The 20,816-nt window shown below is 43.9% G+C and carries 18 protein-coding genes; 7 read left to right on the forward strand and 11 right to left on the reverse strand.

Annotated features, from left to right (window positions below):
• Nucleotides 1-318: 318 nt before the first annotated feature.
• Nucleotides 319-1,134 (forward strand): TauD/TfdA dioxygenase family protein, encoded by an 816-nt coding sequence (locus ACED25_RS04390; RefSeq protein ID WP_371694715.1) that lies wholly within the window; start codon nucleotides 319-321, stop codon nucleotides 1,132-1,134.
• Nucleotides 1,135-1,405: 271 nt separating this feature from the next.
• Nucleotides 1,406-3,454 (forward strand): response regulator, encoded by a 2,049-nt coding sequence (locus tag ACED25_RS04395; protein ID WP_371694716.1) that lies wholly within the window; start codon nucleotides 1,406-1,408, stop codon nucleotides 3,452-3,454.
• A 169-nt stretch (nucleotides 3,455-3,623) separates the two neighbouring features.
• Here ACED25_RS04395 and cqsA read toward each other — a convergent pair whose 3' ends face one another.
• On the reverse strand, nucleotides 3,624-4,805 hold the full coding sequence (cqsA, locus tag ACED25_RS04400; RefSeq protein WP_012604149.1) for an alpha-hydroxyketone-type quorum-sensing autoinducer synthase: 1,182 nt from the start codon (nucleotides 4,803-4,805) through the stop codon (nucleotides 3,624-3,626).
• A 313-nt stretch (nucleotides 4,806-5,118) separates the two neighbouring features.
• Nucleotides 5,119-6,501 carry a PLP-dependent aminotransferase family protein gene (locus tag ACED25_RS04405; protein ID WP_371694717.1) on the reverse strand — a complete coding sequence of 461 codons (1,383 nt, stop codon included), beginning with the start codon at nucleotides 6,499-6,501 and terminating at the stop codon, nucleotides 5,119-5,121.
• Nucleotides 6,502-6,604: 103 nt separating this feature from the next.
• On the opposite strand from ACED25_RS04405, the gene ACED25_RS04410 reads away from it, so the two are divergent.
• Together ACED25_RS04410 and ihfA are read left to right on the forward strand one after the other, a co-directional pair.
• Nucleotides 6,605-7,498: an EamA family transporter gene (locus ACED25_RS04410; RefSeq protein WP_371694718.1), complete on the forward strand. Its 894-nt coding sequence runs from the start codon at nucleotides 6,605-6,607 to the stop codon at nucleotides 7,496-7,498.
• Between the two features lie 468 nt (nucleotides 7,499-7,966).
• Nucleotides 7,967-8,263 carry an integration host factor subunit alpha gene (gene ihfA / locus ACED25_RS04415; RefSeq protein ID WP_004734853.1) on the forward strand — a complete coding sequence of 99 codons (297 nt, stop codon included), beginning with the start codon at nucleotides 7,967-7,969 and terminating at the stop codon, nucleotides 8,261-8,263.
• 305 nt (nucleotides 8,264-8,568) lie between these two features.
• Here the strand turns inward: ihfA and ACED25_RS04420 are convergent, their stop codons facing one another.
• Nucleotides 8,569-9,345, reverse strand: a complete 777-nt coding sequence (locus ACED25_RS04420) for a RelA/SpoT domain-containing protein (RefSeq protein ID WP_017059130.1) — start codon at nucleotides 9,343-9,345, stop codon at nucleotides 8,569-8,571.
• A gap of 323 nt (nucleotides 9,346-9,668) precedes the next feature.
• On the opposite strand from ACED25_RS04420, the gene ACED25_RS04425 reads away from it, so the two are divergent.
• Nucleotides 9,669-10,322: a thiopurine S-methyltransferase gene (locus ACED25_RS04425; protein WP_371694719.1), complete on the forward strand. Its 654-nt coding sequence runs from the start codon at nucleotides 9,669-9,671 to the stop codon at nucleotides 10,320-10,322.
• Between the two features lie 202 nt (nucleotides 10,323-10,524).
• On the opposite strand, the gene purT is transcribed toward ACED25_RS04425, so the two are convergent.
• The 7 genes from purT to ACED25_RS04460 form a co-directional block, all read right to left on the reverse strand.
• On the reverse strand, nucleotides 10,525-11,700 hold the full coding sequence (purT, locus tag ACED25_RS04430; protein WP_371694720.1) for a formate-dependent phosphoribosylglycinamide formyltransferase: 1,176 nt from the start codon (nucleotides 11,698-11,700) through the stop codon (nucleotides 10,525-10,527).
• 167 nt (nucleotides 11,701-11,867) lie between these two features.
• Nucleotides 11,868-12,755 (reverse strand): cytidine deaminase, encoded by an 888-nt coding sequence (gene cdd / locus ACED25_RS04435; protein ID WP_371694721.1) that lies wholly within the window; start codon nucleotides 12,753-12,755, stop codon nucleotides 11,868-11,870.
• Between the two features lie 357 nt (nucleotides 12,756-13,112).
• Entirely contained in the window at nucleotides 13,113-13,790 is a 678-nt protein-coding gene (locus ACED25_RS04440) for an LrgB family protein (protein WP_004734865.1), read from the reverse strand.
• A 2-nt stretch (nucleotides 13,791-13,792) separates the two neighbouring features.
• Nucleotides 13,793-14,164 (reverse strand): CidA/LrgA family protein, encoded by a 372-nt coding sequence (locus ACED25_RS04445; protein WP_004734867.1) that lies wholly within the window; start codon nucleotides 14,162-14,164, stop codon nucleotides 13,793-13,795.
• Between the two features lie 25 nt (nucleotides 14,165-14,189).
• Entirely contained in the window at nucleotides 14,190-15,614 is a 1,425-nt protein-coding gene (gene sbcB / locus ACED25_RS04450) for an exodeoxyribonuclease I (protein WP_371694722.1), read from the reverse strand.
• Nucleotides 15,615-15,820: 206 nt separating this feature from the next.
• Nucleotides 15,821-16,669, reverse strand: coding sequence for a sterol desaturase family protein (locus tag ACED25_RS04455; RefSeq protein WP_371694723.1), 849 nt, complete (start codon nucleotides 16,667-16,669; stop codon nucleotides 15,821-15,823).
• A gap of 87 nt (nucleotides 16,670-16,756) precedes the next feature.
• The gene (locus tag ACED25_RS04460) at nucleotides 16,757-17,770 is read right to left on the reverse strand and encodes a DUF2804 domain-containing protein (RefSeq protein WP_371694724.1); all 1,014 of its coding nucleotides are present in this window, start codon (nucleotides 17,768-17,770) and stop codon (nucleotides 16,757-16,759) included.
• Nucleotides 17,771-17,939: 169 nt separating this feature from the next.
• Between ACED25_RS04460 and ACED25_RS04465 the strand changes: the two genes are divergently transcribed.
• Both ACED25_RS04465 and ACED25_RS04470 read left to right on the forward strand, forming a co-directional pair.
• Nucleotides 17,940-18,983 (forward strand): AraC family transcriptional regulator, encoded by a 1,044-nt coding sequence (locus tag ACED25_RS04465; protein ID WP_017096963.1) that lies wholly within the window; start codon nucleotides 17,940-17,942, stop codon nucleotides 18,981-18,983.
• A 192-nt stretch (nucleotides 18,984-19,175) separates the two neighbouring features.
• Nucleotides 19,176-19,697, forward strand: a complete 522-nt coding sequence (locus ACED25_RS04470; protein ID WP_004734880.1) for a DUF2058 domain-containing protein — start codon at nucleotides 19,176-19,178, stop codon at nucleotides 19,695-19,697.
• A gap of 177 nt (nucleotides 19,698-19,874) precedes the next feature.
• On the opposite strand, the gene ACED25_RS04475 is transcribed toward ACED25_RS04470, so the two are convergent.
• Nucleotides 19,875-20,636 carry a YdcF family protein gene (locus tag ACED25_RS04475; RefSeq protein ID WP_017099716.1) on the reverse strand — a complete coding sequence of 254 codons (762 nt, stop codon included), beginning with the start codon at nucleotides 20,634-20,636 and terminating at the stop codon, nucleotides 19,875-19,877.
• Nucleotides 20,637-20,816 lie beyond the last annotated feature (180 nt).

Raw genomic sequence — 20,816 nt, forward strand, 5'->3', positions numbered from 1 at the left:
CACTAAACTCATTATCTCGGCTGTGTTTTAGAACAGCCTGGAGATTGTGTGTTACATTTAAGTTGATACACAACTGGAGATATCGATGATCTGGCTTTCAGTGAAAGTACTACAGATTGGACTTGTCTACGGATACAGGAAGTATCAAAAAACGAAAAGAGCTCCTATGTAGGGGCTCTTTTTTTAGATGGTCTTTTTCTTATTAAAGTGAGACTTTCTTTTGGAACGTACAGCGTTGAAAGAAATGGCGTATTTGTCCGGTTTACTAGTCAGTATCCAAATTGACTCTGAAATGTCACATCATCAATAAGCGAAAGTATGTTGAAAATAGAACCCATTACTCCTCACATCGGAGCTCACATCCACGAATTAGATCTTTCTACATGCAGAGCTGATGACCTCGATGAGGTTTATCAGGCGCTGATTACCCATCAAGTCATCTTCCTAGGTGATCAAGTACTCTCACCAGAACAACACTTGATGATTGCAGAGCGATTTGGACAGCTCGAGCTTGCGCATCCCTTCTTTCCTCGCGTCGAAAGCGCACCTCAGGTGAGTGTCATCGAAACAACCCGTGGTAATGCACCCATGGAAAGCTATTGGCATACGGATCTAACCTGGCGCAAAGTGCCATCGAAAGCTTCTTTGTTGCATGCTCAACATATTCCAAGCACCGGTGGGGATACGATTTGGTGTTCGATGACGGCGGTTTTCGAGTCATTAGATGAAGACATGAAAGCAAAGCTGAGAGGGTTGTCTGCGACTCATTCGCTGGTGGCTTTCGAGGGAGTTGAGCCAGATCAGATAGAGCTTGATTGGCACAAATCACTACTTAAAACCGCGCAGAAAAATCCACTTGTAATTCATCCTGTTGTTCAGAGCCATCCGGAAACCGGTAAAGAAACACTTTATATCAATGAGCAGTTTACCCGTTATATCAACGAACTTGACCGACAAGAGAGTGATATTTTACTTAACCAACTGTTTGAAATTGCACGACGCCCTGAGTTTCAAGTCCGTTTCAAATGGGACAGGGGATCAATGGCTATTTGGGACAATAGGGTCACGCAACATTACGCGGTGATTGATTACGGCGATACTCCAAGAAAGATGTATCGCGTTACAGTGACATAATGCAAACGAAGAGGCGCAGCACTTGCTAAGGCGCGTTATTGGTGTAGGCGTGAGCGTATAAATCTGAATCACTTAGGGATGTTGTCTGAGTTAAAGTATGAAACCGAGACTTTATTCATCTAAGTCATAATAAAATCAAAAGCGTTGATACATATTTGATTGAAAGCTCACTGCTCTGAGGTGATGTGTAATATACTCAGCGGAAAACATAAGAACCAACATCAAATTTTAGACTTTGTAAACGTTAGGGCTTAGTAAATAAAGTATTTGTATGAACGCGATTCGTAAAGTTTATCAGTACGCAGAACCTAACCTAACCCTTGTGGGTTGGATGGGCTTTGTCGGTTTCCCTGCTTACTACATTGTATGGGAATTCTTGTTTCCGCAACCCTATGAAAATTTAGCCGTGCGTCTGTTTTGCTCGGTATTGTTCCTTGGGATTGTTGTTCGTAATCGTATTCCATTTGATTGGCGAAAGTACCTTCCGGCTTATTATCAAGTCGCTATTACCCTCTGCTTACCGTGTTTTTTCTTTTACATGCTGCTGATGAATAACTGGTCCAACGTATGGGTTATGTCTTTCATGTCGGCTATTTTCCTCCATATTCTATTAGTTCACGTCACCCGAGTGATGTTTGCACAAACCTTCGCCGGGATAGGGATTGCTACCTTGTGTGCGTGGGTGGCACAAGGCTTCTACTTAGAGCTCACCATGGATTGGACGCATGTGCCAATCTTCTTATTTATCTATTTGTTCGGTAACTTATTTTACTTCCGTAATCAGGTGGAACATGAGAATAAGGTGTCATTGGCGAAATCTTTTGGAGCTGGTATCGCGCATGAGATGCGAAACCCACTAAGTGGTTTACTGACATCTATTGATGTTATGCAGTCCATATTGCCGAATCCGAAAAGTGGTGGCCACCAAGGGCAATACGCTTTGAGTAATGAAGAAGTTATACAGTTACGTGAAGTGGGTGATGAAGCGATGGAGATTATTCACTCAGGTAACGAGACGATTGATCTGCTATTGACTTCAATTGATGAAAACCGAGTATCTCGTTCTACGTTCAAGAAACATTCAGCTCAAGCGGTGGTGGAAGGGGCGATAGATAGCTTTAACTATAAGCGCTCAGCTGATAAATCAGCGATCTCTTTAGATGTACAAAGCAACTTTGACTTCTTGGGTAGTGATACCTTGTTGAAGTACGTGATGTATAACTTGTTCAAGAACGCATTCCATCATCGCAGCCCTGAAGATTTTCATATTCATGTCACCATGTACAGTGATGACGTGACCAATCAAATTATGGTTACCGATAACGGAGTTGGTATTTCAAACGATGTCATTCGACGTATCTTCCAGGATTTTTACACCACCGGCCAATCAGGTAACTACGGCTTAGGTTTGCCATTTTGTCAGAAGGTAATGCGGTCGTTTGGTGGAGAGATTAAGTGTAAGTCTGAGGTGGAACAGTGGACGCAGTTCACGATGACTTTTCCATCTTTGACTTCTCACTCTGTGAACGAAATTAAGAGTGAGCTCACTAAGCTAAAGACAGTGTTGATGGTGAGTGACCAGAAAGTACTCTCTGATAAAATTACTGAGACATCACGTTTTATGGGGTTTGACCTCACCGTATTAGACGTTGTATCAGCACTTAAAAATAAGGAATATCAATTTGAGTTCGACTTGATTTTCGTTGATATGGAGAGCTTAGATTTAAGAGCCAATTACCTCGATAGAATTGAATCTTTGCTATCGTTCACTGAAGCGAGAATCATCTATTTGTATGAGCATCATCCCATTAAGCGTGTTCGTAACGTTGCTTTTGAACCGATTTGGGTGGAAACACAAGTTTGGCTACTGAATACCAAAGCCACCATCGAGCGCTTACTTTTCGATTCTAATTACGTGTTGCCATCGGTTGCTGTGAAACCACTAGAGGCGACTAATAAACGTACGATAATGGTGGTGGATGACAACGAATCTTTGCGCCGTTTTACCGCAATGTTATTGGAAAAACAGGGCTTTGACGTTGTACAGAAAGAAGATGGCCAACAAGCGTTAGATGCTTTGGATACCGAGGATGTTGATTTGATTCTGATGGATATCGAGATGCCAATTATGGATGGTATTGAAGCTTCTCGTCGAATCCGCAGTGCAGCCAAAGAATACTCTACAGTGCCGATTATTGCTCACACAGGCGACAGTTCCCCAGTGACATTGGAAAAAATGGAATCGTCAGGCATGTCAGATTTTATTGTGAAGCCAGCAGATAAAACCCGACTGTTCGATAAAATTGCACACTGGATTTGATTGGTTGTACCGTCCGGTTATCCAGCTGAACTAGATGAATAGATGAATAGATGAATAGATGAACACAAGAAAGAGCTCAGCAATTCGCTGGGCTCTTTTTGTATCGCGACATGATAGCGTCTATTCAGTCCTGCCGTTTGTGTTAGTTATAGAATTGGTGTGTACAGAGTTATACGAACTCTAACTCTGGGTGATGGTACGCTTCGTGACAAACGGTGAGCACATGGTCAATGTCTCGTGGTGTCATATCGGCATTCACTGAAAATCGGATGATGTTCTTGTTCTTGCCCGTAGCGGGGCGGCAGAACACCGCACCGAACACATTCCGTTCTTCGAGGAAATCGCGAACACGTTCAGTGTTTCTTTCACTACCACATTCTAATGCCACAATTTGAGACTCGCTGCGGATATTAAAGCCAATTCGCTTTAGACCCGTAGTCAACGATTTAGCACGCTGGAACAGAGCCTGTCGTTTATCATCCGCACTTTTGATTACCTCTAATGTTTTCTCTAAACGGACCACCTCTTGTGGTAACACGGTCGAGCTGAAAATCGCGGGATAAGCAACAAACGGTAAGGTTTCTGAAAGTAGTTTTGGTCCAAGGATCGCGCCTGCACGATAAGCAAAGGTTTTAGCCAAACTTACGGTGATGAAGTCGACTTGCTTTGTAAGGCCCAATGCGTGAACTATGCCGGCACCATTTTCCCCATGCGTGCCCAATGAATGCGATTCATCAACGACGACGGCACAATCAAACTCCTGCGCCATTTCGTAGATGTCGCGTAGTGGGGCGATGGTCCCAATGGTACTGTAAACCGAATCGACCACAATAACGCCTGAGCCGTGGCGCTCTAACTGTTTACGCAGGTGATTCATATTGTTATGCATAAACGGGTGGGCGATGCCGCCAGCGGCACGAATGCCTTCCCATAGCGACATATGGGCAAAAAAGTCGATATACACCGATGTGTCCGGCGGGCAGATGGTTTGTAATAGTCCAATATTGGCCGCCCAACCTGACTGAGAAAGCAAACAGCTCTCCATTCCGACATAGTTCGCGAGCTCGGTTTCAAACGCAGGTTTAGACTCTTCATCTTGTAAAAAAATTGCAGACATCACTACGTTGTCATCGTGTTCGATAATCGCCGCTTGATGGGCGTCTTGAATCGGTTTGTTGTGTGACAGTGCTAAGTAATCATTGCTCTGCATCACGACGGCGTTGCGCTGAGGTCGTTTACCCAATACCAAGTGCTTTTGGCTTTGGTTCTGGGTAATGAGGTCTTGAATATAGAAGTTCAAGCGTTCTTCGATAAAGGAAGGTAGTGGTTTGTTTTTTGTTGTATCACTCATAATTATTCTCTTCAAATACGGGAAAACGCCAGCGCCGGCGGTTGTATATTGAAGTTAAAAAGTGATGTGTCATTAGTCAGTTTGCATAATTTTGTATGTGCTAGCAAACTCAGTATTTAAAGGTATCGAAGCGAGTCATTTTCCTTACGGTGCGGGGCTTTAACCTAGATCAGATAGGAATGATAGCCTTCTTTTTTATGATAAAAGGCTATTAAAATTCGGTGTTCTAATGACCATGAAAAAGTCGATTCTGAAAAGCTTTGATGTCCTAGCTGCGTATTATGAACTGGCACGAATTAAGAACTGGAACGTATTAGCTATGAACGTGAATCAGTTCGATTAAGTCGTTCAATTCCTGCTTGGCTTTTCCCTCTAACGAGTAACCAATATTGATGCGTAAGCAATTGCTGTAAAGGTCATGAGTGCTAAACAGGTGCCCAAGCCTGATATCAATGTTGTGGTCGGCAACTGCCTGAGCAAAGCTTGATTGGTTCAAATTTGGTATTTGTAGCCAAAGTACCATGCCACCTTGTGGGTTACTTATCTTTACTCCTTGAGGAAGGTGCTGAGCCAAATAACTTAGGTACTGCTGGCGCAAAGAGAGAAGCTGAGTACACCTTCTTCTAACGTGTTTTGCGTATTGACCAGATTCGATAAAGTCAGCAACTGCAAGCTGAGTGGGTAGGGCGACGCCATAGCTTGCAGCAGAAAACTGAGCCTTGTATTCGTTAATGAACCTCCCTGGTAAGCACCATCCTAATCGGTAACTCGGTGACAAGCTTTTCGATATTGAACCACACCATAGTACATAGCCGCCTTTGTCGTAGTATTTCGCGGGGAGTGGAGTGTGTGAGGAATAAGAAAGTTCCAGATACACATCATCTTCAATGATCGGTACTTGATAGTGATTCGCTAATTCAGCAAGCTTTTGTTTTTGACTAGCCGACATGTTGATCCCTTGAGGGTTCATATGAGAGGTACAAAAAATCGCGGCATCCACTCGTTTATTCTTCAAATGTGCTTCTAATTGTTGCAAGTCGATACCGTCATCCAGAGATGGGATCTCGATGATTTGTCGCGACATCTTTCCGAGCAACTCCAGAATGCCGTTGAAACAAGGTGAACTAATCGCGATGGTGTCGCCTTCTTTGGTGCACGATTCAAGTGCAGCCTTAATCGCAGACATACAGCCTGCAGTAATCACCATCTCTTCAGGTGAAAAGTGTACATCGAGCTTGGCAAAGTGAGTGGATAATGCCTGACGTAACATTGGCTCACCTTGTGTATCTGGGTAATGGTTTAGCCTGCTGCTCATACGCCGAATAGCGCGGCGAAAACTGCGTTCCAGTTCAACAATCGACTGTTCATCATTGGCGGTGCTAGACACCCCTAAAGATCCATTGATTGAGTTGTGAGTCGATGAGGTTAGCTTGACGCTCGACACTTTACTTTCAAACTGTGCCCACTCTGGGGTTGAACGAGCAGGTTTATGAGGAGAAACAAAATACCCTGCTTGCGGTCGAGAGTGTATCCAGCCTTGTGATTCGAGTTCTTGGTAGCAGCTCACCACGGTCGACATGCTGATGGCTTGTTGTTTAGCTAATTGACGCAGCGAAGGCATGCGTCCACCTTCGGGTCTTTTCCCCGTTTCAATCTCATCAATAAACTGATTGGCTAGCTTTCTGTAGATGCTCATGGTCACGACCGTTGTTAACTGTACTGGTTTTTATTGTAAAAATTGTATCTGTACTGGTTTTATTGATCAAGGGATACTCATTCAAAACAAAGGAGGGGTCAGTATGAAAAGAAATGATTTGTTGTTAGCGGTGTTCGTGATGGCAATTTGGGGATTCAATTTCTCGATGATCAAAATGGGTGTAACCAATGTTCATCCGTTGTTGGCAACTGCCGCGCGTTTCTCGCTAGCGGTGATTCCGGTGATATTTTTTGTAGTAAGACCGAATGTCGCGTGGCGTTATTTAGTGAGTTATGGCTTTGTGTTTGGTGTGGGCATCTGGGGCATGGCTTCATGGTCAATCACCGCTGGGCTCTCATCGGGGCTTTCGTCGGTGTTGCTTTCAACCAATGTGCTAATTGGTATGGCGGTTGGCGTGTGGGTTTTCAAAGAAAGTGCGTCGGTTCGCAAGTTAATGGGTGCGATGTTAGCCATGTGCGCGTTGGCAGTGCTGGTTTCCGCAGCAACGGGCAATGTCACTGTTAATGGCGTGATTCTTATTATGGTCGCAGCGTGTAGTTGGACGTTAATGGGCGTGATTGTTAAAGCGTCTAAAACCACTCAGGCTTTTGCGTTTAACGTGTGGGGCATGCTATTTGCGCCAGTTCCATTAGTGTTGTTTGCGGTGATGCTGCACGGTGACCAAATTATTTGGCAGGCGATAGAACAATGGGATTGGAACGCAACGATTGCTGTGTTGTTTCAGGCTTACCCAACCACGCTATTCGGTTACTGGGTGTGGAATAAACTGTTAATTCAATATCCGTTAAGCACGACAGCGCCGTTAACCTTGCTAGTACCTATATTCGCATTGATCAGTGGTTACTTTATGTATGACGAGGTGCTATCAGTCGCTCAAGTTGTGGCATCTGTACTGTTTCTAGTCGGTATAGGTTTGATAGTGAAGCCTGCTAAGACAACCGTAAGACCTCTTAGGGAAATAAAGACGATTGATTGAGCGTTTTCTAAAAACACAGCAGAATAGCATTGTCGAAAGGATTGACTAATTCGAATTAAATTCTGAAATGATACAAATATCATATTTAATAATGGTTACTTAGTAACCTCTGTTGAGTTTGATATCAAATCAAGTGGCTGATTTTATTGGGTATAGGATAGAGGTCTCAAAAATTATCTTTTAGAACACTAAAGTTTTAAATTCTTATTATGTTGGATTTTTCGGGATATAATATCACATCGTACCTGTTGGTTAGGTGTTTTTTAGCTATATATGTGACTTTACAAGGGAGTTATCTTCCTGATTTGAAAGAATAATTAAATTGATGAGATAAAAAAGTTGGCGAAAATCAGAAGCTTGGCATACACTTTCCTTGTAAATGACCTTATCTCATTGATTGAATAGGGTAAATGCTTTGGCGCTACTGAAGATGGTAGCAATGTATAACATAGCTTTGAGGAAAGTTTTATGGCACTCACTAAAGCCGATTTGGCTGAGAACCTGTTTGAAACACTCGGATACAGCAAGCGGGATGCCAAGGAAACGGTTGAAGTGTTTTTCGAAGAAGTTCGTAAGGCACTTGAAAATGGCGAACAGGTAAAACTGTCTGGTTTTGGTAACTTTGATCTTCGTGAGAAAAACGAGCGACCTGGTCGTAACCCGAAAACTGGTGAAGACATTCCAATTTCTGCTCGACGTGTTGTTACTTTTAGACCGGGACAAAAACTGAAGGCCCGAGTCGAAAATATTAAAATCGAGAAGTAGCCAAGCAATAGACCACGCCTAGCGTGGTCTTTTTGTATCTACGTCTTATGCATCATTTGCTGACTGTCTTGTCACTAGTTTCTCTTAGTGGTATCACCTGACTCTCTTTTCTTAGCTACCCTTCTCGTTAATCACCCTTCTCGTTAACTACTAATAGTGACATCCCTATATTTTGCTTTCTGATAGTAATGAACTAATGAACTAATGAACTAATGAAAGCAACGCGAGAGCACTAATAAAAAGAAAGGGCTGCGATTATGCAGCCCTTTGTCGTTGTTGTTTGTGATAAGCGTTTATGCCTGTGGTTAAGCCGCTTTGATGTGCGTGGTAATGTAAGGTTGCCATGCTTGTTGGTAAAGCTCTAAAGATTGGCGTCTTAGGCTATTGATTTGTGCCGCTTCAATGTCATTGATTGGGCGATGTTCTGCAATTGCGTGACGCTCAATGCCTTGGATGATTTCGTAGAGTTCGTGCTCAGGGCCACTTTTCACATCAGCAATCGCTTTCAAGTGAAGTTGAACCTCTGCAATGATGTTGGTTTTAGGTAAACGAACCAACAAGTTAAGGTCACGGTAGCCAGAATCGGCTGGTGACTTAAACTTGTTTTTCAGCTTAACAACGTCTGCTTCACGGCTTAGCGCTTCGTAAACTTCAACCAAGCTTTCTACATCGTTCGCGATGATAGTTGCACGGGCTAAGTCGGTAATTTTTGTTACATCACCATCAAGCTCAAGGGCGATTTTTTCTTCTGCACGAGCTTGAGATTTAACGCCAGCAAATAGCGCTTCAGAATTGGTGAGTAGGGCAGTACTTTTACAGATAGTTTCTAGTTCAGCTTGGCCTTGATGTGCTTTGCTGTACAGAATATCGAAGTCGGTGTAAGGCTGAGTCGGGCGTGAGTCGAAGGCTTTGATGCCGTAAAGGCCGCTCAAACTATGACGGAATACGTTTGATGAAACTTGGTTTTGCGCAGGAGTGCGCGTTTGATCAGTCGAACTTGTTGAAACAGGTGCTGCTGCGAATGCAGGCGCTCGGCTCAATACCAATAGCATTAGGGCCGTCGTACGGAGAAATACACTCATTCAAACTCCAAAATACAAGGTTACAAAAACGGGTAGTTAAAAGGGGTAACCAGTAACGCACAAGAGTAAAAACAGCTTAACTAAACTCACTACATATTAAATGGGGCTAGCTAAGACAGAAACCAACTCTAACGTTTAATATTGCTTTAAAATGTGAAGATATAGACAAATAATCTAACCGTTAGTTCCGCAATTATTAGAACTTTGAACTTAGCCAGTTTCTGATTTCATCGAAACCAATTTGGTACTTTAAACCAAGCTAAGGTTGCTCTTACCTCTCTATACTGTACCCTTGCATTATGACTGTTTAACATGAACGAAAGATGAATAATCCTGAATTTTGGCACAATAAATGGGCAGCCAACCAAATTGGTTTCCACCTCGAAGATGTAAACCCACTTCTGATTAAATTTTGGGAAAAGACTGAGCCTAGCTACGAGAAGAGTGTGTTTGTTCCACTTTGTGGCAAAAGTGAAGATCTGATTTGGCTAGCTTCAAAGCATGAAGATGTTCAAGGTGTCGAGTTAAGTCAGATTGCGGTTCGCGCATTTTTTGCAGAGCACCTTTACACCCCGACTGTGACTCAAATCAGTGGTCAGCACGAGCTGTATCAATTCGATGAACTGAACATCTACACGGGCGATTACTTCTCAGCGCCAATCCAGCCTGTCGATACCATTTACGATCGCGCGTCTTTAGTCGCATTGCCTGAAGAGATGCGCGTGCAATATGTAGAGCGTTTGAAGCAACTGTTAAAGCCAGGCGGCAAAATCTTATTGGTGACATTGGATTACGATCAAAGTGAGATGGCAGGGCCTCCGTTTAGCGTACCTAAGCTAGAGATCGAGCAGTTATTTGCAGGTTATAAGCTCACTTTGTTGAATCAAGATATCGCAGATGATGAACACCCTAAGATTGCGAAGAAAGGTTTGTCTCGATTCAGTGAAGAAGTGTACTTGATTGACTCAGACGCTTAAGCGCAGTGAGCTCTCTAGCGAAAAGACCGCTTCAATAAAAAAGATAACACCAACAAAAAGACGGGCTCGATAGCCCGTCTTTTTTATTGTTCAGATTTGAAGTCGTGATTGTTCAGATGTGAGAACGTAATGGTTCAGATCTGAGTTAGTCGTTACCAATTAGTAGTCTAGTTGTCATTAGCTAGAAAATGGTAATTAACAGTTAGTAAATTACTTTTACTTTAGAAGCACTCTCAATTGCATCTTCAATCGCAGTCTCAGTGCTGTTGCGACGAGTCAGCGCCACACCTAGACGACGGCGACCATCGATATCAGGCTTACCAAACAAGCGAACTTGCGTTTGTGGTGCGTCTAGCGCCTCTGTAAGACCTTCAAAACGAATGTTGGTTGAAGTGCCTTGGCCCAGAATAACCGCTGATGCACATGGACCGTATTGCGTGATGGATTTGATCGGCATACCGGTAAACGCGCGTACGTGCAGTGCGAATTCCGATGAGTCTTGAGACATAAGAGTCACTAAGCCAGTATCGTGTGGGCGAGGGGATACTTCGTTGAAGATAACGTGATCGCCTTTAACAAACAGCTCGACACCAAAGATACCGTGACCACCTAGTGCATTAACCACTTGTTCAGCGGTGTATTGCGCTGTTTTAAGTGCGTTGTCTGACATTACTTGTGGCTGCCATGATTCACGGTAATCACCATCTTCTTGACGGTGACCGATAGGCGCACAGAAATGCACACCGTCGACTGCGCGAACGGTCAGTAGCGTGATTTCGTAATCAAAATCGATGAAGCCTTCAACGATCACACGACCTGCACCAGTACGACCACCTTCTTGTGCGTAGTCCCAAGACTTCTGAATGTCTTCTTGTGTTTTGATAACACTTTGACCTTTACCTGAAGAACTCATTACTGGTTTCACAACACAAGGCATACCCACGAATTCAACAGCGGCTGAGAAATCTTCAAAGGTGTCTGCGAAGCGGTAAGGAGACGTGCTTAGTTTTAGCTCTTCTGCGGCTAGACGTCGGATGCCTTCTCGGTTCATCGTTAGCTTGGTTGCATTCGCAGTTGGAACGACATTCAAACCTTGTGCTTCTAGTTCAACTAACTTGCTAGTGGCGATAGCTTCAATTTCAGGAACCACATAATCTGGTTTTTCAAGTTCAATGACTGCTTGCAGTGCATCGCCATCTAACATGTCTAGTACATGGCTACGATGCGCGACTTGCATCGCGGGTGCGTCTGCGTAACGGTCACATGCAATAACTTCCAAGCCTAAACGTTGGCACTCGATAGCAACTTCTTTGCCGAGTTCACCTGAACCTAATAGAAGTACACGAGTAGCATTTTCACGAGTAGCAGTACCAAACATAGAAATTCCTTCCGATCTTTTGAACGATTGATTGAAAACGGGGTGATCATACTTATTTCAATGATAAAAGCAAACGTTTGCGCAAGTTGTTGCGTTAATTACAGGTATAAAAAAAGCAGCCCCGTTAAATAGGGCTGCTTATTTAAAATTTTGTTAATTAGATGTACTTAGATTGCTAAGTAAGTCACTGGAATGTCGGGATTAATCGCTTCTAATGTAGACTGCGTATCCGCTAGGTGACTGATGCTACCTTCGGCAATTTCAACCAACGCTGCACTTTCAATCTGTTCGAAATCGAAGCCAGCCAGTTTAAGTTGAATCAACGCCACTTGTAGAGGAGGTAAGCTCGGGTTGAACGCTGCGTTTTCAGCGTAAGCACCGGTGAAAATCTCACCCGACGTCAATTGCAGTGAAACACCACTTAGGTTTTTGGTGTAAGGCGCATGGCTGCGGTTTAGTGCTGCTAGCGCTTCTACAACAATAGGCGTTGTTTCTTCAGTCGTGTGCTTATGATCAAGCTTAGTCATTAGGCCAGTCGTCACACCTAAGTCAGCAGGGCCGAATGAGTCTGGTAGGTACTCTTGCAGAGACATTTCATCACGTTGTGGAAGCTGAACTTTAAGTTCTTTTGCTGTGGTCAGTTCGTTCATGAATTGACGACAGTGACCACAAGGGCTGAAATTGATTGTGATATCAGAGATACCTTGCTCGCCTTTCATCCAAGCGTGGCTGATTGCAGATTGCTCAGCGTGTACTGTTTGGCCAAGTTGAGCACCAGCAATTTCAAGGTTTGCACCAAAATACAGAGTGCCAGACAAACCACGCACGATTGCACCAACATAAAAGTCAGATAACGGAGCGTAAGAATAGGCTGCGGCAAAAGGAAGTAGCGCAATACGTAGCTCGTCATCCGCTAAACCACTTGCTTGCAGTAGGCTAGCAAATTGTTCTGGAGACAATGTCGCGTCAAAGTTGTCTGCTAATACGATGTCACTCAAAAGTGCTTTGATTGCTGTTGGAGCACTTTCCAGCGCCAGGATAATACGACTGTTCATGTTGAATCCTTAATTGACCTTAGGCTTTAATTCTATGCAATGCTCAGGAATTTTCTGTGACTTTGATCACTACTGCGTTGTTGCTGTTACATTGGTTTGCATAATTAGAGTGAGGTCACAGATGAAATCGATTGCAAGAGTAAAAACTACCATTGATATCGCACTTATTGCTTGAAATTGAGTTTGGTTTGTCAAGTATTGATGAATAAATGAGAGAAAAAAGCCCAAGCTACCACTGAAATAATCAGGTTATGCTTGGGCTTATTGATATCTGTAACGCTTAAAAGTCGCGAACCAGTGAGTTTAGCTATTTACCAACTCATCTATTAGAGCGCGTATAAACTGTAATCAAAGTGGTTAAGAATAGAACCAAACCACGAGCGAAAATATACTCGGTGCAATGATTGAGGTGATAACCCCACAAAGAACCAATGCCAACGAACTGAATGCAGCATCTTCCTGATTCTTTTCAGCACATGTCGCAGTACCTAAAGCGTGAGACACGGTACCCATGGTTAAACCACGCGCGATAGGGCTCTTAATACCAATGAGATTGTAGATTGGGTAAGCAAAAATTGCCCCAAATAGACCAACAATCAATACCAGTATTGCCGCAATCGCTGCTTCACCACCTAAATGGCTCGATACTTCCATCGCAATTGGTGTGGTGACTGATTTACCTAATAAACTCGCAATCAAAGTTAAGTCAGCTTTAAAAGCCACTGCTATTAATGCCGTTGTTGTCATCGACATCACACTGCCTAGCGTGCAAGCAAAGGTAATGATGCGCCAGTTGGCTCTGATTTGAGGTAGCTGTTCATAAAGCGGGTAAGCAAGTGCAACAACCGCAGGCTGCAGCATGTAGGTAATCCAGGTGTTGTCTGCATAGTAAGTCTCAAACGGTACTTTGAAGAACGTGAGTATCGGAATGATGATACCAATGCTGATCAGCAGTGGATTACACAGCGGTGAGTTTACTTTTTGACTTACCCAGCGAGCAAACAGGAATACCACGATGGTGAGTAGAATCCACATGATCAGTTACCTCTCGAAAGCAAGCGGTCTAAAAACCATGATAAGGACACCAACACCAGCAACGTGCCACCAACGGCGCTCGCCATAATTGGCAATGCGTTCGCGATGAGCATGTCGAAGTGATCCATCAACCCAACACTGATCGGAACAAACAGTAAGATCATTAGCCGGATAATCAAGCTTGCACCGGGTTGTACCCAGTGCGAAGGAACAATACCAATCACCATGGCGGCAAACAGAATCAACATGCCAAAAATACTGCCTGGGATTGAGGTATCCAAAAAGTGCTGTAACGCGTTACCTGCTGTAAGTGCACCTATGATTAAGGTGAAGGAGATTAAGCAGTAAACCAGTTGGATCAATCTTTCTTTCAAAGTGTTACGTCTCTTGATAATGGAATTAGCTAGCTAACTTTTCTACGTACTGATAAACCGCCTTCAAGATAGCCATTTTCTTCTCGTCGCTTTCATGTTCGTGCGCGAGGTTTTCAAGGTTGAGCATGTACTCTTCTAAACGGCTCTCATAAAACTCACGACAATGGTTCGCCCATTTCAATTGCTCAGCTTCGTCGAGCGTCCATGGGAAATGACGAGCACGGTAACGGAACAGTAACGGTTTAATTCGTTCATCACCGAAGGTGATATCTAAAGCTGCCAAGTTATTTGGGTCAGTTTCGCGAATGATGTTCATCGCTGTTTTATCAGCAGGTGAGAAGAAACCGTCATAAAGGTGTGTATCAACATCATCACTCTTTTCGTACTCTCGTTCTTGTGAGTACAGGCCGATCAGTTTTTCGCGGATCTCTGGGTGTTCGCGCAGCAGGGCCAAGTTATTCAAGCATTGTTGGCGATCGATACCGATGGTTTCGGCATTTTCAGCCGTCAGCGTTTTGGCTGGAGCAAGAATAGGGCACTTGTTCAGTTGAACCAATTTGATTGGTACGGGTAGCTCGTCTTCACCCAGTTCACTGCGTTTGGTGTAGAGTCTGTCTCTGAGTTCATCAGCGTCCAGTTCTAACAGTGGGCTTGGATCTTTGGCTAAATCAACCACGATAACGGCATTTTGATTGGTTGGGTGCCAAGCCATAGGCACAATCCAACTTGTGTAGTTGCAGTCACGGCCAAACATGCCCGAAACGTGCATCAATGGTGTCATGTTTACAATATCAACCAGGTCATTCAGCTTACGCTTATGACGCATGTTGTAAAGGTAATCGAACATCTTAGGTTGTGCAGCTTTCAGCTTCTTCGCTAACTCGATGGTCGCAATAACATCGGCCATCGCATCGTGCGCGTTCTCATGTTCAATGCCGTTTGCCACAGATAGGTGTTCCAGTTTGAAGCTTGGATAACCTTCTTCGTTCTCTGGCCAAACAATGCCTTCAGGGCGCAGTGCGTGAACAGCGCGCATTACATCTAATAGATCCCAACGTGAGTTACCGTTCTGCCAACTCCACGCATATGGGTCGATGAAGTTTCGGTAACAGGTGTAACGCGTTACTTCATCATCGAATCGAATACTGTTGTAGCCAAGGCTTGTGGTGTTTGGTTTCGCCAACTCGGCATGGATCTTAGCGATAAACTCTGGTTCAGGAAGACCTTGTGAAGCCGCCTTTTGTGGTGTGATGCGGGTGATCAGTGCAGCTTCAGGCGCAGGGAGGTAATCAGCAGGAGGTTGGCAATAGATAACTAGAGGCTCTCCAATAACATTGAAATCTTGGTCGGTACGAACACCCGCAAATTGACTCGGACGGTCTTTTGCTGGGCTAACGCCCCACGTTTCGTAATCGAAAAAGAAGTAGGTCGGCTGATTATCTGAACTCATTGAAATTCCTGAACAGCAAGCGCAGAACGTTTACTGTGGCTGAAGGTTAGTTTTGTTCAGTATCTGATAGTATGCGGTACGCGTGCAACCCAGATCACAAATAAATTGTCGGAAAACGGTGCTTTACTATTCAATCGAGTCGGTGGGGATGTCTTTGAATCCAGTTGAGGCGGTATCTTAGTTAATACAATCTGTCTATCGTCCGTTTAATCCGATGGAGGTGAGAGTATCAATCGTACTTTCTGTTTCATGGATAGCTCTCGGTTCTTCAAATCTTTGTATATGGCCTTCCATTCTTGAAAGGTGACCACTATCGGGTTAAAACTGTTTACTGGGTTGGTGACGCCGTAACGTACGATTTCAACTTCCGGTTCGAACGTACCAAACAACTTATCCCAAATGATCAAAACACCGGCGTAGTTCTTATCTATGTATTGCGGGTTTTTGCCGTGATGCACACGGTGGTGTGATGGGGTGTTAAAGATGTATTCAAGTGGCCCCAAGCTTCGTATCCATTGTGTATGGACGAAGAACTGCAAACCTAGATTGAGAAGCACCACAAAGACGACCCATTTAGGGTCGAAACCTATGATGACCAACGGTACCCAGAATAGCCACATCCCAGCAAGTGGGTACATTAAGCTTTGACGGAAAGCCGTACTGAAGTTCATCTGTTCTGAGCTGTGGTGCGCGACGTGTGCTGCCCACATCCAGCGAACACGATGGCTTGCTCTATGGAACCAGTAATAGCAAAAGTCTTGTAACACCATCAATACAACAAAACTCAGCACGCCCATTTCAACGTCCATTAAGCGCCAACCAAACAGCCAAAGATACAGCTGCACGACCAATAACCCGGTGAGTAAATCGGAGAGTTGATGCATTCCCGCCAGCGTGAAGTTACACATTACTTCTGAAAGTTTATAGCTCGAGTTATCAGGCAGTCGACCTTGCTTCTGACCGATAAAATACTCAGCCAACATGCACACCACGAACAAGGGCGCTAATACCAGCAGTAGCCATTCTGGGTGATTGATTAATGCGTCGATATTCATGTTTTATCCTTGTTGAGACGCCATACGCGTTCTTAGTATCAAGTTTACTTAGACTTGCTCGCCTGAGATTCAATCAGCAGAATTACGTTACCAGCGAGCAAAGTGATCTTCTGTTAGGCCAAGAACACCATCGAGCTGATGTGTCACTCCCTTGTTGTCTTCAATCGAGCCAGAAAAGTGACCAATGAACTGACGAAAGTTACTCTTTAACAGCCATAAATTGAGCTTTTCGTTGCGGTTATTTAAGGGCGTAAAGGTCAGGTTTATACGTCCATCTTGTGATGTTATCTGCCAAGGTAAATTCGTGTCTTGGCGACTGAACGTAAACTGTACCGGGTTAAGTAAGTGTCTGGTTCCATTGACCCATAACACGTTTTCGCAGCCTCCGGTTTCATTCACACCCGCCGCGAGGTTTAGGCCAATATCTGTGCCATTGGATTGCGTGTTGATGCTTGCCCAGCGCCAACTGGTTTCACGCCTCATGTAACCCGCTGAAAAGTCATAACCAGCACGAGCTTGTTCGAGAACGAGTGATTCTCCCTTGATTTGGATGTCACCGCTGATGCGCAAAGCATTGTGCTTTTGGGTGTAAGTCCAACCTGAATAACCCGTTGGGCTGCACATCGCCAAGGGCAAGCTGTCGGCTTTAGGCTCTAAAGCGATATCGGCCTTGATGAGTTTGGTATTCAATCGAACTTGCCATTGCCCGCCTTCAATATTAAAGATGATGCTTTGGCCTGCAATGTTTGTCGTGCCGTCAAATGGCGAAGCGGTAACTTGTTTATCAAACCCTAATGGCCTCAACCAAGATGACTCTTCTAGATGGTTGTTTTCAATATCGTACAGATAACAAAATGCCGAGCCTAAGTAGCGAATATCCGCGATAGCGACACCAATAATGTGCGTGTCGGTGACGATGCTGACAAATTGAAATTGCTTGTAGTGGAAGTGCTTCTGCCAAAGGTTTGCTTTTGCATCCATCGAGTTTCGGTAGTCAAAGTTCTCGATGTTCAGGTGCTTTGGGATGCCATCGAAATGTCCAATGATCGGCTGACCATTAGAATCAATCAAACTGTGTGGAGCAGGATTCGTTTTTATCATTGCGATAGTTCACATAAATTTAACAACTAAAGCCATTGTGCGATGAGTAGCGTAGAATTGGGAGGTCATATTCGGACAAGAGCGCGTTACCAATCACGATTTTGTCAGTAGTGTTGTTGAAGCTGAGTAGTCATGTTGATGGGAATGGGCTCGATATAAGGAGAGACGATTGGAGATTATCGCGGAGTATAAGCCGACCGGACATCGGCATCAATTGGGTACATTAGATATCGCGCTGCTGTTGAATACGTTAGAGCAACGAGGTCTCGATATTGAAAGGCTACTCAATGATGTGGGTTTGCCGAACATGGATTGGCGAGACCCGAATGGAAAGCTGACTTACGCTGACAAACTTTCGTTATTTAGCGCGGCGAATCAGAGCTTTCCTCACGATGGCTTAGGGCTTTGGCTGGGGGAACACGCTAGCTTGAGCCACTTTGGTGTGTTGGGTTATGCGCTATCGACAAGTCAAAATGTCGGGGAGGCCATCAAGTCGGGCTTTAAATATCTGCGCCTGAACGGTCCTATTTTCTCGGTTAAATTATTTCTAGATTCCGAGCAAGCAGTGATTCAGATTGAGAACACCTTGGAAGTGGGCGATCTCCTACCTTTCTGCAGTGAGTATTTCTTGAGTTCAATCGTCTCTTTGTTCGAAGAACTGACTGGTCATGAGTTGGATATTCATACTTTGGCTTTGCCTTATGCTCGCCCTAATTACACCAAGCTTTATGACGAGCGTTTCCAGTGCCCGGTGATTTTTGAACAAAACTATTGTGAACTGCGTTTTGATATCTCCGTTTTATCACAAACTTTATTGACTCATGATGCCGCGACCCTGAAGCGCTATCTCGCGTCTTGCCAGTCGATAGTGGAAACGCTGGACTCTGAGCACCTGCTGACTAACCAGATCAAAACGATCTTTTATCAAACCGCAGGCAGTTTCCCGAATATAGAACAACTCGCGGATGAGTTTGGTTGTAGCTCTCGTACACTCAGGCGAGAGCTAGTGACCCATGATTCCAGCTATCAAATATTGCTTACCGAAGTTAGAGTGGAACTGGCCAAAGAGCTGTTACTCGGCACAACCATGAGTATCGATGACATCGGTGAAAGGCTCGGTTATAGCGACCCGGCAAATTTCAGAAGGGCGTTTAAAGGTTGGCTCAATAAAACGCCCGCTCAGTTTCGTGGCAGATTGAGTGCTTCTGGGTAATTGGCTCGATGTGCGTATAAACGGTATTTCGTGGAAAAGTGGAGGTTCTGAGCAACAAGAAGGGAATATGGACACAGCTTAGATCTATCAGCACAAATTTTGCGATTGTTCTGTAATTTACTCTTGTTCAGTAAACAGAAACCTCAAAAACAGGTATGATAGTGCCGTTTTTAATCCTGAACTGGGAAAGTCATGGCAAAGTTAACACTCCAAGAGCAGATGCTTAAAGCTGGCTTGGTAAATGAGAAAAAATTAAAGAAGGCGAAGAAAGGCTCTAAAAAGTCTCGCGTTCAGTCTCGTGAAGCAAAAGCGGCAGCAGAAGAAACTAAACTGGCGCAGCAAGCGAAAGACAAAGAGTTAAACCAACAGTTGAAAGAACAGCAGTTGAGCAAAGAAATTAAAGCTCAAGTGAAGCAACTGATTGAGATGAACAAGATAGAACAGAAGAATGGTGAGATCAAATACAACTTCACCGATGGTACGCTAGTTAAATACCTTTACGTAGAAGATCTGACTCAAAAGCAACTAAGTAAAGGTATTCTAAGTATCGCGCGTCAAGGCGAAAGCTATGTTGTTATCCCAACAGCAGTAGCAAACAAGATCGCAATGCGTGACGAAGAATCTATCGTTGATACGCAAGCTTCAAGCTCAGATGAAGTAGACGAAGATGACCCGTACAAAGACTTCGTGATCCCAGATGATCTAATGTGGTAATTGCCCGTTAGTACTGAGTAGAAGCACGAATTAAAAATGCAGCTGACAATCCTTCGATTGTGGCTGCATTTTTTTGTTTATGAGCTGTGAATCTTCTAGATACTAAATGACCACTAGCCAAATAGCTAAATAACTAAATAACTAAATAACTAACTAGTTAGATCATGGTTGAAGCGATCAGGCGTCACCGGGCTTCTCACGTTTGCTGTTCCAACCCATAAAGTTGTAAAGGTTGTAACGAGCAAAACCCAATTGTTCATGCAATGCAAAGTCTGTAACTGCGAAGTTGTACCATAATGGTAACCATGAAATTTGAGCAGCCATGTAGTCGGCTCGTACTGGGACGACGTTTAATCCAAAATGATTAAAGTAGAGTTCACTACGACGAATATGTAGGCCTGATGAAACAAGAACAATGTTGTCGAACTGGTGATGCTTCATTAGGTCACTGGTGAGCTGCGCGTTTTTCCAAGTGTTGACGCTATTCGATTCTTGAATGATATCGGCTAGTGGAACGCCGAGTCTAAGCAACTGCTGTTGATAAACTTCCGCTTCGGTTACACCATTATTTTGTGCATCTCCACCACTAACAATCACTTTGCATATGGTTTGAGCCTCCGCACAGTTTTTATATTGGCTTGCCGTTTCATTGATGCGACCGAACGAGAAAAAGGTCGGCTCAAATTCTTGTGTACTTGCGATGAGTTGAGTACCAGCACCAAGCAAGACAATGGCATTGTGAGAGGTCCACTGAATGTCAGGTTTGCGCTCATAATTGGCTTGCAGGTCGTTTAGTAGATAGCGAGGGATTAAACCCGAACCAATCAATATAAATAAAGAGATAAGAAGAAGTTTGATAAAACTAGAGGTTTTTCGCCACTGAAATAAACGTGTAACGCCAACGAATACTAGAAGAAGTAATAATATAATAAAGCTCATGAGGATCCTGTTATCGAACGGGTGCCAGAATGATGTGACATATTGAAGCGGTGCATCATATATCAGTTTGGCTGATGTTTCATGGCTAACTTATTGTACTATTGAACAAATATAGAGTTTTGCGTTATAGAATGTGGATGATCGTAAAGTAATAAACAAAACTAATAAGCAATAAAAAAA

This window comes from Vibrio sp. 1F263 (assembly GCF_041439035.1).
Taxonomy (GTDB): domain Bacteria; phylum Pseudomonadota; class Gammaproteobacteria; order Enterobacterales; family Vibrionaceae; genus Vibrio; species Vibrio tasmaniensis_A.